The sequence below is a fragment of the Bacillus sp. FDAARGOS_235 genome (assembly GCF_002073415.2).
Classification (GTDB): domain Bacteria; phylum Bacillota; class Bacilli; order Bacillales; family Bacillaceae_G; genus Bacillus_A; species Bacillus_A toyonensis.
The window spans coordinates 477,850-492,099 of record NZ_CP020437.2; the positions used below are offsets into that span (position 1 = coordinate 477,850).

Sequence of the window (14,250 nt, forward strand, 5' to 3'; positions counted from 1 at the left end):
GCATCCTTCTTCTAGTATTCTTATTTAATATTAAATTTACTCCAATTAAAACCTAGCTTTTCCGCATATTCCATTCCTAGTTCCATCCGCGTCGTTTTTAGTGGATCCACTACTTGGCAAACTTTTAAATTACCCGCTGCTGATAATAAAAGAGTTGCATCTGCTTTAGACATTTCTAATTCCTCATGTAAAAATGTCACCATATTATGTACAGCACGATTCGCTGCATCGTCTAACAATTTCTCTGAAGCAATCGTCATTACTTTTTCTTTTTGGATAGCCATTGGTAGTGGCCATTTCTTTCCTTTTATAATCTGAACTGTTACCGTCACCTCACCAGCAACCTCTACTCCACTAACACCAATTTCACCATCACCCATCGCTGCATGTAAATCGCCTAATGCTAATAGAGCACCAGGAACATTTACAGGTAATAACAATATTGTCCCTTCTTTTATCTCTTTACAGTCCATATTTCCGCCATGGTCATGCGGTGTTCCACAGGAAATACTCTCCTCTTTCGGCGCAGTACCAATCACACCGATCATTGGATTAATCGGAATTTGCAGTTCATTTGAAAACAAAACATGTTTATTATGTATTGGGACGATTTTCACTGTATTTTCATTTAGCACTTCACCCATTACACCGAGGTTCGCACCTGTAGTTAAAACACCCTGCTCTGCAATTTTAATCTTTTCAATCGTTACGGCCAATATATCATCCTGTTCTGCACCTGTAATATATACAGGCCCAGTCGCTGGATTAATTCGGTTCCAATCTAATTCTTGGAACACAACATCTTCAGAATCAATTTGGTTTTCAAAGCAATCATATGTTTCAAATACAAGACGGCTCCCAATTTCCACTTCCATACACGGCTTATTTTCTGGTGACATTGCGTAAATAATGTCATCTTTATGAATTCGATACATAATACCTCTCCCCTTTTCTATTTATCTACTATTACTAATTAACTTTTTTTATACAAACTCCTATTAAAATCAAATATTATTTTTATGTAAAAAAGCACGTAGCTTATTTTATAACATACACTCTTTACTATAACAGAAAGGTGGTATCACTATGCCCCTTATTCCATATAACGAAAGCGATGTTGATTTACTAGCTCGTTTAATTCGTGCTGAAGCTGAAGGAGAAGGCCGACAAGGTGAACAGCTTGTTGGCTGCGTTGTTGTGAATCGTGTATTTTGCGATTGCTTAGATTTCAAACAACTCCGTACCGTTCGTGATGCTGTATATCAAAGCCCCGGTGGATTTGAAGCGGTACAATATGGATATTTTTATCAACGCGCTCGTGAGTCAGAAAAAGAAATTGCAAGAAAGGTTTTACAAGGTGAATGGCGCTGGCCAGCACGATGGGCTCTTTGGTATTTCCGTCCAGTTGGAGCTTGCCCACCTGAATGGTATAATCAGCCGTTTGTAGGGCAATTTAAAAGCCATTGTTTTTATGAGCCAAGTGGTGATGAATGTCCAAAACTGTATACACGGTAGTAAAATTTACAACGCAAGCACTTAGATCTTTGAGTACTTGCGTTGCTTTTAGCTATATATTAGAAATCTAATAAAGTGATGATTTTTTTGATGCCTACCACATGTATTAATAACGGTATACGTGGGCCACTTGATTGATTCATAACGAGCCTATATATAATGGTGAATAATAGCTTTTGATTTCCTTTCATTATTTTTTTATTTTCATGATGACAAATCGTATACAGTTGCTCCATTAAATTAGAATATTCTTTATTAGAACGAAGTGTTTTACAAACTTCTTCCACCCAGTTTTTCTGTCTATCTTCTAATGTGTTATAAAACTCCGTATTCTTCTCTTTATTTACCGTAATCAATTTTTCAGATTGAAAATTTCTTATCCAATACTCTGCACGATTACTTATCGCAATCATTTCAGGTAATGCATAACTCCTATCTATTTTCTCTAATATATTTTGTAAAATAGAGGAATCAAAATTTAATAGTGGTAAAGTACTTGCAACTTGATTAAACTTTGGATATTCATTAAATCGGTTATCAACTCTAGAAAGTTTAATTGCATCAAATAAATCTTCATTTTTTAGTGCTTCATTTTCATAACTATCTTTCAATCGTTCATACTCTGTATAATTTCGGATCACATCTTCATCAAGGCCAATATGAAAAACTGCGCCTGGCCTATATTTTGCAAACATAAAAAGAATTACTTCTGGTACATACACGTTTAATAAGTCGCTAGGTGTAATGCTATTTCCTGAAGAACTAGACATTTTTTCATGATTACCTTTAAGACCAATGAAATCATAAGCAACGTAATAAGGCGCTTCACGATTGAATATTTCCCTTACAATTTCTTTTGATACATTGTAACTACCTGTTTCCGATGAATGATCTCTTCCGCCTGGTTCAAAAATAACATCCTCTATCATCCATCTCATCGGCCAATCAATTTTCCAATTCAGTTTCATTTTATTTGTATTTACTACCGATAATTCATTTTCATTTCCGCATTCACATGCATACCGTACTGTTTCTAATACTTCATCAAATTGTGTAATCGTTGTTGCATCTTTCCCGCACCTCTCGCAATATAACGTAACTGGATAAAAGTTTTCTCTATCTTCTTCAAAGTGAACTCCTGTTTTAAAACGCATTAAAATATCATATATTTCTTTTCTTTTATGCAAAGCCTCTAATATATTGCCATTATACCTTCCGCTTCTATATTCAGCATGTTGATATATGAATTCCACTTCAATCCCAAATGCTTGAAGCGATTTCTCAAACTCTTTTTCAAAATGCTCTGCATATGAGTTATGACACCCATGCGGATCAGGGATATCACAGTACGGCATACCAATGTATCTTGCAAAAGATGGATCAATATTTTTAGGAACTTTTCTAAACCTGTCATAATCATCCCATGAAAAGATAAAACGAGTCTTTTTCCCTAAATTTTGCAGAGCTCTTACAACAAAATAAGTCGTTACTATTTCACGGAAGTTTCCAATGTGAACAGAACCAGATGGACTAATTCCAGATGCACAAACAAAAGTTTCTTTATTTGGATGTTTTCTAATTAATTCATGTGCTACTTCATACGCCCAATGCATATGTCACTCACCTCAATTATTTTTTGTTTTCACATTTTCAGTTTTATACAACAAAAAAACTCCCACCCCCAAGATTATTCATCTTGAGGACGAGAGTTATTAGCTTCGCGGTACCACCTCAGTTTGTTAATACGTCACCATATTAACCTTTTCAGGTACGGCAAAATATGCTTATACCCTATCTCTATAACGGGAGAACCCGTCGCACCATCCCTAAATAAATTAGTTCCTTGCGCAGCTCCAAGTCTTTTTTCATTAAGATGTATACCGCTCTTTCTCAGCTACCAGAGCTCTCTGTACGTATTCTTTCTTAACTACTCTTCTCTTCCATGCCATTTTAAATGTTGATTTTTACATATGATAATTTATTACACGTTTATTGTCAAATTTTTCTGAACGGTAATACATTACATATAATTATCTGAAAAAATGTTTTATCGCTTCTAATTGAATCTTGTGGCTACATTCATCACAACAATATATCCCTTTCGATTTCTCTTTAAACCGCTTATATTGTTCACTACCTTCATATACTCGGAATATATTTTTACAAGAAAAGCAAACAACCTCATAAAACATCATATGCATTTTCCTCTCTGTGTTTATACACTTTTTTAATATGAAAAGGTCTGTTTTCTACATTGCAAATCTTAAGATTCTCTCGCTAAAAGGTTTACCTCTATTTTTATCGAATTATATAAATATCTTATAATGCGAGGTGAACATCTTGTTTAGTAATATAGAATTAGTTTTAGATGCTAAAGCAACTTTAGCTGAAGGACCATGTTGGAATGAAAAAAAGCAACTTTTATATTGGGTTGATATTATGGAGAAAACATTATGCATCTATAATCCCACTAACAATACAAACCGGGTAATTGCCCTTAATCAGCAAATCGGCTGTGTTGTTCCATATGTAGAGGATGTAGTACTTTTAGCAACGGAAAACGGATTTTACTCTCTTAACCTGAAAACAGAAAAACTGACACATATTTATGATCCTGAACCACATTTAGTAGAAAATCGTTTTAATGATGGGAAATGTGATCCAGCTGGTCGCTTCTGGGCGGGTACTACTGATTTAAATGGAATAAATGCTGCAGGTTCCTTATATTGTTTATATAATAATTTGAGCGTTGAGAAAAAAGTTTCATATGTAAATACATCAAATGGAATCGCTTGGTCACCTGATCATACATACCTTTATTTTATTGATACACCTACTAAAAAAGTAGTTCGTTTTCATTATGATATACGTACTGGAGAAATTAGTAATCCAACTGATGTTATCCTTTTTCCTGAAAATGATGGTTTACCTGATGGGATGACAATCGATGAAGAAGGTTGCTTATGGATTGCACATTGGGGTGGTTCGAAGATTACTAGATGGAATTCTTTGACTGGAGAACAAATATTAAGTGTTCCAATTCCTGCATTATATGTAACGTCGTGTACATTTGGAGGCCATAATTCAACTGACTTATATGTTACGACAGCCAGAACAAGAATGACGGATGAAGAATTAAAAAAGTACCCACATGCTGGTGGTATCTTTCGAATTCAAACGAATATAAAAGGCTGTCCTACCTATTCATTTTGCAGTGAACATATTGGAGCTGAAACAATATGAATCGTATCGATTACATAAGACAAGAAGAAAAGAAATATCATGACCTTTGTTATGAACAATATAAACTATTTGAGACTGGATCTTGGCTTTACAAACCAGTTAAAACAGTTATGGACATGATGGACTATTTCGAAGGACAAAACAACTTGCAAGTACTTGACCTCGGATCTGGCGTTGGAAGAAATAGTATTCCAATTGCACAAAAAATAAAAAATTGTAGCGGCACTGTTACTTGTGTTGATTTACTTCATTCTGCTTTAACAAAGTTACAAGTTTATAGCAAAGTACATGGTGTATTTGAAGTAATAAAAACGGAACAAATAGTAATTGAAAACTACTATATTCCTCCTAACACTTATGACTATATCGTTGCAGTATCAAGTTTAGAGCATGTTAAATCAGAAGAAGATTTTAAAAACGTGCTCCAATCTACGAAAAAAGGCATAAAGAATGATGGTATCAATTGTTTAATTATCAACTCGAACATACGAGAAATAGACAAGAAAACGAATCAAACATTAGATGCTTTAATTGAAATTAATCTCCCTACCGAAGAAATGATACATCTATTAAAAAGCATTTATACTGGATGGAAAGAAATAAAACTTGAAATAAAAGAATTAGCATATGATATAGTTCGAAATGAAAGAAAGATTCAATTAAAAACAAATACTATTACTTTTGTCGTTCAGCAATAATCGTATAAAAAGAGAAGAATATTTCTCTCGAATTCATTTTTATTATACGAGATTTGCATATTTAAATATTCATGAAATAAAACAAAAAAAACATGCTTTGACGTTGTCTATCTAAAGCATGGTTCCTATTCGAGATACTATAAAACTACTCAATTATTAAGAGAATTCATTAACTGGAAGAAATAATCAGGTTCATGAGTCTTATGTAAGTTATACCATGAATGAAGTGTATCCGGCGCAAGTACATCCAATTTTTTCAGTACTTCCATTGCGAACTCCAGAGGGGCTACTCCAGATGCAGTAATGAGATTTTGGTCAGATGCTACAGGTCCCATTTCATACAAATTTTCTCCATTATAATTCGGGCAAACCATTTTCATATAATCTAAACTATTACTTGTATGCTTTCTATCATCTAAGAATTCGTAATTTGCAAGCCCTATAGTTGCACCGCAAATCGCAGCAACAATTACGCCCATCTTTAAAGCTTCATCAACTTTTTGCAAAATAGGTTTATGTATATTTTCACTCCAAGTATTTCCTCCAGGTAAAATTAATAGATCGTTACTCTCAAACACACATTCATCTAGGGAAATATCTGGCTTTATATTCAAGCCTCCCATTGAAATAACCGTTTCTTTATTTACTCCTACTGTAATTACTTTTAAAGGCGCTAAACCTTTTTTGAAATATCTTCCTGTATTCAGTTCGGCAATTAAATGTCCGTACTCCCAATCTGACATCGTATGAAATACATATAAATAAGCTTTTCTTGTTTGCATTCAATAACACTCCATTCAAGTACTTTATTCTCTATTACAGCACAACTATTAATTTCAACAAGTGCTACATTAAGTTTAACATTACATTCTATATTTATGGTTTAAAATTCCAAATAGAATACCCATAAAAATCTATTATCACATAAATAAAAGAGCACTCGTTTCCGCAAGTGCTCTTTTCGGGGATTTTGAGATATCCTATTAACGAAAGTTAAGAGGTATTTATAATATATGCTCGTCCTCTTTATTGGTTCATATTCAACATATAGAGATTGTTAGTAATGCTTACAATTCTTTATTTATTGTTCTTTCTTACATTTTATCATTAAAAAATTGATTGAAGGCTTATTTTCCATGTTCTTATTTGGTTCGTCAATTTCCGAAACTTGTACTAGTCCATATTCATTAAAATCATGTTTTATAGATTCAGAATCATAGAAGAACATTTTTACACCTTCCATTATCTCAAAATAATCTTGGTCCAACTGTTTCCCTTTTCCGTACATTGGCGCTTTTTTAGAAACCGTTGTAAAAACCATATATCCGCCTGGTTTTAACTGATTATAACAATCTTTAATAAATTTCTCACGCTCATGCTTATTCAACAAATGAAGAAGTGCATGACTAAATATCCCATCATAAAGATTGTTATCAAAAGGCATATCATTTACTGAACCGTGATACATACTAATATTTTCTAGTCCGTTTTGCTTTGCTAAATCGATGGCTGTTTTTGAAATTTCAATACCTGTTACATTTATCCTATTATCAATAAAAACCTTTGCATTTCTTCCATATCCAATACCCGGAACTAATATATCCTTAACGTTCTTTTCAAGAAAAAAATCTTTCGTCATAATTGCAGATTCTGTAGGTTCAAATCCCCACATCGTTTGTTTTTCAATAAAACTTGATTCCCAAAATTCCATTATGTATCTATCTCCTTATTTTCAATCCATTTTTAGTATCAAAGTAAAGGTAAATTTTTTGTATTGTTGGTATATAGTTTTTTCTTCTATTCATACGACTTACCTTAGTCATCGTAGCCCATTGAATATAGCATAATAATAAGCTTATATCTATTATAAAGATTGGTTAAAAATCTCCCCTATTTTATTAATCCTTACGTTTATAGAAAATAAAAAAACAGCCAATATTTTTATTGTAGTATTGGCTGTTTCTCATGAAAAATTATCTTTTTATATTGTACTGATCTAATACTTTTTCTAACATTTCTAAAGTTATTGGTTGTGCTTGTTTTATTAATTGATAGCCAATACGCCCATTCGGTTCCGCTGTAACTTGCTGTAAACGCTTTACATCATGAATCCCTTTTTCTCTTAATTGCATATAAAGTTGTTGTTCTGACATTTTTGCCCGTATCAAATTTGCTTTTACAATCTTTCCGTTTTCAACAATTACAATGCTACTTCCATTTAGGAATTGCTCCACCTTCCTTGATTTCAATTCAAAGAAATGAATGATAAGTAGTATGCCCGAAAATATGATAGCGGCAAAGATAGATGGAACTACTTTCCTACTTAATACAGGTTCTACAATAATACGTCCAATTGATACAACTATAATTATTTCAGCTCTCGTCATTTGGCTAACAGATGTACTACCTGTCATTTTTAAAACAATAATTCCAGTAAGGGTTAAAATAATACTTTCCCAAATTATATTCATAATAGCCCAATCCTTTAACGGTGAATGTTATTAGCATTCCCATTAAAGGATTATTTTACATACTTATCAAATTTTTAAATCCTTCAGACCATAATGGAAATAAAGGTGTCCATCCATACTCTTTACGTGCCTTATAATTTGAGGCTCCTCTTTCCCAACTATTTTTCCCAGCTTGAGCTTTAGGAGCCGGTGCCCCAATTGCAGCTGCGTATATTGGTAACCATTCTTTACTAGTTGCTGGGGAATCATCTACAATATTTACGATTCCTGGAGGCCAATTAAGAGCTAACATAGTTGCTCTAGCGGCATCTTCGACATGTATAAAAGAGCTTATCCCATCTGTTGCAATCATTTCATTATTACGAACTTGATTTGCAACTAAGCCGTTTTCCGCATACCATGTTCCCGGTCCGTATAGTGTACCGTAACGAAGAATAATCGATTCTGGTAACTCAGAAACAGCTGATTCTAATTTTAATATGCCATTAACAGTGATTTGCCGAGGCATAGGAGCAGTAATATGTAGTGAATCTTTTTCTGTCGCAAATGTATCCCCTGCTTCATACGCCCATGAAATACTTTGAGCGATTATTTTCTTTACCCCTACATTTTTTGCGGCATCGACAAGGTTACGAGTGCCTTTTGTTCTAATTTTTGCATTATCCTCAAAATTCCATGTAGACAATGACGTTAATTGATGTATAACTACATCGGGAGTTGTTTCTTCCAATACAGAAAATACAGCCTGTCGATTAAACACATCGGCTATTACTGGTATAGCACCAATTTTCTTCATTGCTTCTACTTGTAATTCATTACGAATCATTGCAAATACCGTATGCCCCTCTTTTATTAACATAGGTAATAAAGAACGTCCTATAACACCTGTTGCACCTGCTACAAATATTTTCATATATGTTCCTCCTCATTTAGTAATCATAAATGTGACGAAACAGATGTGAGGTTTGTGACAAATATTTTCTCTATTTTTTCGTTATTCATATGAAACATATACTTTTGTTTAATTACCCCTGATCTCAATTCTTCAAAACATTGTGTGAGTGAAGTATAATATATTTCATGTGGATGTTTTATCCAAATTTTAAGCTAAAACGTTGGCTAGCACCCAGCAGTGATAACATGATAATTGAATTTGATGGATATGGAATAAATGAGTATGTTATTGGCCATAACTGTTCTATTAACGAATTAATAACAATGTATTTAAATATAAAAAATGAAGAGATATCTAATGAGGACCTTCTAAGCTTATTTTGTGTACGATATCAATACGAAAAAATTCCAAAATTATTACAGGAAGACGTCATAAGCGATGTTGTCATCGATTTAGATACAGACTATATTTATACACCTAATAGATAACAGTAAGCTAGATTGAATGATTAGAATTTACGATTCTGCTAAGTGTTTAATAAAATAAGTAATTGCCCAAATTAATGTCGCAAATTGAGTGACAAAATACATTGTCCATTCGAAACAACTCAATTTTCTCTCTCGTTTAATCTTTTTTAAATATCTGTAAAATATAAATGTACTTAAAAACATAAGGAGCAAAGATAATTGCTGTAAATCATCGACTATACGTACCGCCATAGACTCCATCGCCCTCCTATTCAAAATAAAAGCTATATTTTAAGGATATCATTTATTGTTATATTTTTCCATACAATGCACTTATGTCATACACAAAAAGAGCACTTAGCTATTGAGTGCTCTAAAAAATTATCAATTTTGATTTAACATATTCACCTTGCATTGGTTTAAAATGATTCTTCTTACTTTTTATACTCCATCTTTATTACTTTTGGTATATGTTCACTATCATATTTTCTCGTATAAATTCCGCCATCTGGAGTAACCACTTGTAACGCAATTTCACCACAAACACCATGTGGTATCTCAAATTCACCTTGTGCATTTGAAATACTACGTTCCTCACTTTCAATAGAATCTTCATAAATTTTCACATTAGATATAGGTTCGTTATTTTGATCTACGATAATACCTCTTGAATATTTTGCAACTGCTATGCACTGATCATCATCTATATAATATTTAATAACTACCATTGCTCCAATACCTATAGCAATACATACAAACAAGGTTATTATTTTCCCTCTCACAATAAACCTCCTTATTCGTATTATTCTTTTTTAAATTGAAAATCTAGACGTGCCGATTGCTTTACTTCCTCGATTACTTTGCGAATTCCTTCTTCAATCTTATCTTCTTTTACATTCGATACGTTTAACTTTAACAATCTCTCTTTAGGAAAACCTTTGACGTAATTTTTATCAATAGAATCAATATTTATTTGAATGTCACTCAATTTCTCAAAAAACATTTCCGAAATACTTGTTTTATGTATTTCTAAACAAGTATGAATTCCTATCGTACTATGCTTTTTATATGTAAATAAAAGTGGGTTTTCATTTTGCACTTTCTCTAATATTTCTGCTAGTTTTTTTGATCTATCGTAATAGGAAGATTTAATTTTATTTTTATGGCGTTCGAACATGCCACTCTTTATATAAATTTCTAATGCAGCTTGGGATATCATTGGACTATCGATATCTAAAATCTTTTTATATTTATGAAAAGCATTTGCAATAGCTGGTGGAATAACCGCCACACCGACTCGTAAACCAGGAAATATAATCTTCGAGTAACTTTTCAAATATATGACATGATTACAATTATCCAAGCTATATAACGGATCTGCTTTTGAATCAGTTTCTAAATCTGCTAAATAATCATCTTCTACTATAAATACATTATACTTCTTAGCCAATAGCACTATTTTTTCTTTCTCATCTTTAGAATAAGAAGTTCCAAGCGGATGATGATATCTCGGTATCGTATAAAAGAATTTTATTTTTTCTGTTCGAAATATACGTTCCAATTCATTTAAGTCGATACCTTCATTCGTACGTTTAATACCGATTACAGGAATTTTATTTATTTCTAGATATTCAATATATAGATGATAGGTTGGCTGTTCAATTAATATCGTTTCATTTTCATTCGGAAATGGTATTGATGTTAATATAGCAAGCGCTTGCTGCACACCTGACGTTATAAAAATATTTTCTTCTTTTGTGAAAACTTGATAGTTTGTCAGCTGTTTTTGAATAACTGGAATTAGAATTGGTAAACCTTTCGGCGTTCCATATATGAACAAGTCGTTTTTATATGTATCAATGGCCTTATTAATACAATGTTGAAAATCTAAATACGGAAACACATCTGGATCTGGTGCTGAGGAAGCAAAATCAATTATCTCGTTAGTTTCTATGATACTCCCGGATTTCTTAACAACGTAGTATCCACTTTGAGGGACGGAATAAATAATATGACGCTTTTCTAATTCATGAAGTGCACGTATAACTGTCGCCTTATTACATTCATATTGCGTAACTAAAGCCCGAATAGACGGTAATTTTCCCCCTTCTTTTACCTCTCCATTTTGAATCATACTTTCTAAGTCGTTTAAAACATGTAAATACTTATACATCATTACCACCTCAACATTTAATTTGTACCGGTACAGTTTGTATTTGTTCACATTGTAGCACTAGATCAGAAAGATTACTATGTACGTATACTGGCCAGTATGAAATCAACTACTATGAGGTGAAATTATGAAACATACAACAAAGGCATATTTATCAGCATTACTCTATTCATTTATTATTGGATTCTCCTTTATGTTTGTGAAATTAGCACTAACAGTTACGAGTCCCCTCGATACTCTTGCTCATCGTTTTACAATTGCTTTCGTAGCTGCAAGCATTCCCGTTATTTTCGGTTTTGTAAAGTTAAATATATCATTTAAAAACATACTTGCCCTTTTACCAATTGCAATATTTTATCCAGCACTATTTTTTGCTTTCCAAGCGTTTGGCTTAGTGTATACAAGTTCATCTGAAGCTGGAATTATCCAAGCGGCAATTCCTATATTTACGATGATATTAGCTTCCTATTTTTTAAAAGAATATACGAATATATGGCAAAAAACCTCTGTTCTCGTTTCTGTCATCGGTGTTATTTATATATTTATCATGAATGGTTTAGAGGCACATGAAACTAGTCTCATCGGTGTTATTCTTATTTTGTTATCGGCATTATCATCTGCTTGCTATAATGTATTAGCTCGAAAAATGACAAAGAATTTCAGGCTAATGGATCTAACTTACACAATGACAGCGATTGGTTTTATTAGTTTTAATGTAATTGCTATCACTAGCCATATAAACAAAGGTACATTAACTATATTCTTTAAGCCATTTATGAATGGAACATTTCTTATTTCCATTTTATATTTAGGATTACTATCTTCTTTACTGACCGCATTGTTATTAAACTATTCATTATCTTATATTGAAGCAGCTAAAATAAGTGTTTTCAGCAATTTATCTACACTTATTACCATTATCGCAGGAGTTGCATTCTTACATGAACAAATCGCATACTACCATATCATCGGCACAATTCTGATTGTTCTTGGAGTAGTGGGCACAAACTTTTTAGGAAAAAAAGGGATTGTAATAAAGAAAAAGAATACTTCCTTAAGTAAATAAAAAGTGAGGGATATATAATGCTGCACGTAAATACGATTGATATTAGTAATATACTTGAATTGGAACAAGCTCTTTCAACTTTAATAAATAAAAAGATTTCTTCAAAACTAGACCTTGAACACTGGTTAAAAGAACAATCTACATTAATTTGGGAAATCGAAGAACAATTACGATTACACTATATCGCCTTTCAAAGTAATACAGATAATAAAGAAATAAAAGATACTTTTGAACATGATCAACAATTTGTAAAGCCACTTTTAAAACGTTATCAAAATTTATTTAATAATAAATACTTACAGTCACCATTTCGAATGGAATTAGATTCTAAAGTATATGGTTTATTAGATGTAAAAATAAAAAATGCTCAAACTTTATTTTGCGAGGAAAATATCGAATTAGAAATTAAAGAAGACCAATTAGTAACAGAGTACTTTGAAATTACAGGAGGACTAAGTGGAAATTGGGACGGCGAAGAAAAAACGATAACGGAATTACAATCCTATTTACAAAATCCGAATCGTGACATCCGTAAAAAAGCAAAAACAATTATTTCTGAACAGTTTTTATCTGTTGAAAAAGAACTCCAAAGCATCTTAAATACATTAATTAACATTCGCCACCAAAAAGCAAAAAACATTCAAGTAGAGAATTATCGTGATTATATGTTTAAAAAATATGAGCGTTTTGATTATACAGCGAAAGATTGCTATGAACTAGCCGAATCAATACGAGAGTACGTTGTACCACTTAAAGATAAAATATTACAAGAGAAAAAAGAGAAACTACAAGTAGATACGCTTCGCCCATGGGATGTAACAGCTGTAGCACCTGATCAAAAAGTGCTTAAACCAATTGCAAATGAAAAAGATTTAATTGAAAAATGCACTTATATCTTCAATAAACTAGATGTTGAATTTTCAGCTTTATTAAACCAAATGTATACTCATGATTGCTTAGATTTAGGAAGTCGTAAAGGAAAAGCAGCTGGTGGTTTTTGTGAGTACTTACCTGCTTCTCAATTATCTTTTATTTTTATGAACCTAAACTATACACAAGATGATATTATTACTTTCATACATGAAATGGGTCATAGCATTCATAACGAGTGCGTAAAACCATTAGAATTACGACAGTATATAGAAATTCCCGCTGAAACGGCTGAACTAGCTAGTATGACAATGGAAGTATTCACAATAGACTATTGGGATACTTTCTATACAGACAAAGAAGATTTAAAACAAGCAAAAATCAACTACTTTAAAGATGTTATTTCATATTTACCTGTTATGCTTATCGTAGATCAGTTCCAACACTGGCTGTATGAAAACCCTAATCATACTACTGAGGAAAGAAATGAAAAATACTTACAACTTCAAAAACATTATCAGTCTAGCGTCATACATATTGATGGTTACGAAAACTGGATAGCAACGAGTTGGTTGCCAGTACTTCATATTTTTGAAGTACCATTCTATTATATTGAATATGCAATCGCACAACTTGGTGCACTGCAAATGTATAAACAATATAAAAAAAATCCTAAACAAGCACTAAATAATTATAGGAAGGCATTATCACTAGGAAGCTCAAAATCTATAAAAGAAGTGTATGAAGCAGCTGGTATTCGTTTTGATTTCTCTGGTGAAACTATTAAAGAATTAATGACATTTGTAGAAGCAGAGTTAGATTCACTTGAACGTATATAAATAGAAAGCTGCA

16 protein-coding genes and 1 other annotated feature are annotated in these 14,250 nt (G+C 32.4%); of the genes, 6 read left to right on the forward strand and 10 right to left on the reverse strand.

Annotated elements, in window-relative coordinates:
- Window positions 1-20: 20 nt before the first annotated feature.
- Window positions 21-935 carry an acetamidase/formamidase family protein gene (locus A6J74_RS04160; protein ID WP_000285650.1) on the reverse strand — a complete coding sequence of 305 codons (915 nt, stop codon included), beginning with the start codon at window positions 933-935 and terminating at the stop codon, window positions 21-23.
- A gap of 151 nt (window positions 936-1,086) precedes the next feature.
- On the opposite strand from A6J74_RS04160, the gene A6J74_RS04165 reads away from it, so the two are divergent.
- Window positions 1,087-1,515 (forward strand): cell wall hydrolase, encoded by a 429-nt coding sequence (locus A6J74_RS04165; protein WP_001128414.1) that lies wholly within the window; start codon window positions 1,087-1,089, stop codon window positions 1,513-1,515.
- Between the two features lie 59 nt (window positions 1,516-1,574).
- Here A6J74_RS04165 and lysS read toward each other — a convergent pair whose 3' ends face one another.
- Together lysS and A6J74_RS04175 are read right to left on the reverse strand one after the other, a co-directional pair.
- Entirely contained in the window at window positions 1,575-3,128 is a 1,554-nt protein-coding gene (gene lysS / locus A6J74_RS04170) for a lysine--tRNA ligase (RefSeq protein ID WP_000558628.1), read from the reverse strand.
- A gap of 82 nt (window positions 3,129-3,210) precedes the next feature.
- Window positions 3,211-3,467, reverse strand: a binding site (T-box leader).
- 78 nt (window positions 3,468-3,545) lie between these two features.
- Complete coding sequence (locus A6J74_RS04175) at window positions 3,546-3,716, reverse strand: DUF2197 domain-containing protein (RefSeq protein WP_044810524.1); 171 nt, start codon at window positions 3,714-3,716, stop codon at window positions 3,546-3,548.
- Between the two features lie 139 nt (window positions 3,717-3,855).
- Here A6J74_RS04175 and A6J74_RS04180 point away from each other — a divergent pair, with 139 nt between their 5' ends.
- Together A6J74_RS04180 and A6J74_RS04185 are read left to right on the forward strand one after the other, a co-directional pair.
- Window positions 3,856-4,758, forward strand: coding sequence for an SMP-30/gluconolactonase/LRE family protein (locus A6J74_RS04180; protein ID WP_000492439.1), 903 nt, complete (start codon window positions 3,856-3,858; stop codon window positions 4,756-4,758).
- The gene (locus tag A6J74_RS04185; protein WP_001079469.1) at window positions 4,755-5,456 is read left to right on the forward strand and encodes a class I SAM-dependent methyltransferase; all 702 of its coding nucleotides are present in this window, start codon (window positions 4,755-4,757) and stop codon (window positions 5,454-5,456) included. Before A6J74_RS04180 ends, A6J74_RS04185 begins: the two co-directional genes overlap by 4 nt.
- Window positions 5,457-5,605: 149 nt before the next feature.
- Here the strand turns inward: A6J74_RS04185 and A6J74_RS04190 are convergent, their stop codons facing one another.
- From A6J74_RS04190 to A6J74_RS04205, 4 genes are all read right to left on the reverse strand, one after another.
- Window positions 5,606-6,238 (reverse strand): type 1 glutamine amidotransferase family protein, encoded by a 633-nt coding sequence (locus A6J74_RS04190; RefSeq protein ID WP_001194786.1) that lies wholly within the window; start codon window positions 6,236-6,238, stop codon window positions 5,606-5,608.
- 299 nt (window positions 6,239-6,537) lie between these two features.
- Entirely contained in the window at window positions 6,538-7,167 is a 630-nt protein-coding gene (locus tag A6J74_RS04195) for a class I SAM-dependent methyltransferase (RefSeq protein ID WP_000397623.1), read from the reverse strand.
- A 262-nt stretch (window positions 7,168-7,429) separates the two neighbouring features.
- Window positions 7,430-7,927, reverse strand: a complete 498-nt coding sequence (locus tag A6J74_RS04200) for a DUF421 domain-containing protein (RefSeq protein ID WP_001021705.1) — start codon at window positions 7,925-7,927, stop codon at window positions 7,430-7,432.
- Window positions 7,928-7,982: 55 nt separating this feature from the next.
- Window positions 7,983-8,840, reverse strand: a complete 858-nt coding sequence (locus tag A6J74_RS04205; RefSeq protein ID WP_000689422.1) for an NAD-dependent epimerase/dehydratase family protein — start codon at window positions 8,838-8,840, stop codon at window positions 7,983-7,985.
- A gap of 227 nt (window positions 8,841-9,067) precedes the next feature.
- Here A6J74_RS04205 and A6J74_RS04210 point away from each other — a divergent pair, with 227 nt between their 5' ends.
- Window positions 9,068-9,310: a hypothetical protein gene (locus tag A6J74_RS04210; RefSeq protein ID WP_000582705.1), complete on the forward strand. Its 243-nt coding sequence runs from the start codon at window positions 9,068-9,070 to the stop codon at window positions 9,308-9,310.
- Between the two features lie 27 nt (window positions 9,311-9,337).
- On the opposite strand, the gene A6J74_RS04215 is transcribed toward A6J74_RS04210, so the two are convergent.
- From A6J74_RS04215 to A6J74_RS04225, 3 genes are all read right to left on the reverse strand, one after another.
- The gene (locus A6J74_RS04215) at window positions 9,338-9,541 is read right to left on the reverse strand and encodes a hypothetical protein (protein WP_000290882.1); all 204 of its coding nucleotides are present in this window, start codon (window positions 9,539-9,541) and stop codon (window positions 9,338-9,340) included.
- 182 nt (window positions 9,542-9,723) lie between these two features.
- Window positions 9,724-10,071, reverse strand: a complete 348-nt coding sequence (locus A6J74_RS04220) for a hypothetical protein (RefSeq protein ID WP_001214245.1) — start codon at window positions 10,069-10,071, stop codon at window positions 9,724-9,726.
- A gap of 20 nt (window positions 10,072-10,091) precedes the next feature.
- The gene (locus A6J74_RS04225) at window positions 10,092-11,462 is read right to left on the reverse strand and encodes an aminotransferase-like domain-containing protein (protein WP_000280147.1); all 1,371 of its coding nucleotides are present in this window, start codon (window positions 11,460-11,462) and stop codon (window positions 10,092-10,094) included.
- Between the two features lie 127 nt (window positions 11,463-11,589).
- On the opposite strand from A6J74_RS04225, the gene A6J74_RS04230 reads away from it, so the two are divergent.
- Window positions 11,590-12,528: a DMT family transporter gene (locus A6J74_RS04230; RefSeq protein ID WP_000683321.1), complete on the forward strand. Its 939-nt coding sequence runs from the start codon at window positions 11,590-11,592 to the stop codon at window positions 12,526-12,528.
- A 17-nt stretch (window positions 12,529-12,545) separates the two neighbouring features.
- Complete coding sequence (locus tag A6J74_RS04235) at window positions 12,546-14,237, forward strand: M3 family oligoendopeptidase (RefSeq protein ID WP_000903465.1); 1,692 nt, start codon at window positions 12,546-12,548, stop codon at window positions 14,235-14,237.
- Window positions 14,238-14,250: the final 13 nt, after the last annotated feature.

Excerpts from the sequence above, each read along its gene's own strand:
- A6J74_RS04160 (WP_000285650.1), bottom strand. The coding sequence starts at position 935 with ATGTATCGAATTCATAAAGATGACATTATTTACGCAATGTCACCAGAA.
- A6J74_RS04165 (WP_001128414.1), top strand. The coding sequence starts at position 1,087 with ATGCCCCTTATTCCATATAACGAAAGCGATGTTGATTTACTAGCTCGT.
- lysS (WP_000558628.1), bottom strand. The coding sequence starts at position 3,128 with ATGCATTGGGCGTATGAAGTAGCACATGAATTAATTAGAAAACATCCA.
- A6J74_RS04175 (WP_044810524.1), bottom strand. The coding sequence starts at position 3,716 with ATGCATATGATGTTTTATGAGGTTGTTTGCTTTTCTTGTAAAAATATA.
- A6J74_RS04185 (WP_001079469.1), top strand. The coding sequence starts at position 4,755 with ATGAATCGTATCGATTACATAAGACAAGAAGAAAAGAAATATCATGAC.
- A6J74_RS04190 (WP_001194786.1), bottom strand. The coding sequence starts at position 6,238 with ATGCAAACAAGAAAAGCTTATTTATATGTATTTCATACGATGTCAGAT.
- A6J74_RS04195 (WP_000397623.1), bottom strand. The coding sequence starts at position 7,167 with ATGGAATTTTGGGAATCAAGTTTTATTGAAAAACAAACGATGTGGGGA.
- A6J74_RS04200 (WP_001021705.1), bottom strand. The coding sequence starts at position 7,927 with ATGAATATAATTTGGGAAAGTATTATTTTAACCCTTACTGGAATTATT.
- A6J74_RS04205 (WP_000689422.1), bottom strand. The coding sequence starts at position 8,840 with ATGAAAATATTTGTAGCAGGTGCAACAGGTGTTATAGGACGTTCTTTA.
- A6J74_RS04210 (WP_000582705.1), top strand. The coding sequence starts at position 9,068 with ATGATAATTGAATTTGATGGATATGGAATAAATGAGTATGTTATTGGC.
- A6J74_RS04215 (WP_000290882.1), bottom strand. The coding sequence starts at position 9,541 with ATGGCGGTACGTATAGTCGATGATTTACAGCAATTATCTTTGCTCCTT.
- A6J74_RS04225 (WP_000280147.1), bottom strand. The coding sequence starts at position 11,462 with ATGTATAAGTATTTACATGTTTTAAACGACTTAGAAAGTATGATTCAA.
- A6J74_RS04230 (WP_000683321.1), top strand. The coding sequence starts at position 11,590 with ATGAAACATACAACAAAGGCATATTTATCAGCATTACTCTATTCATTT.
- A6J74_RS04235 (WP_000903465.1), top strand. The coding sequence starts at position 12,546 with ATGCTGCACGTAAATACGATTGATATTAGTAATATACTTGAATTGGAA.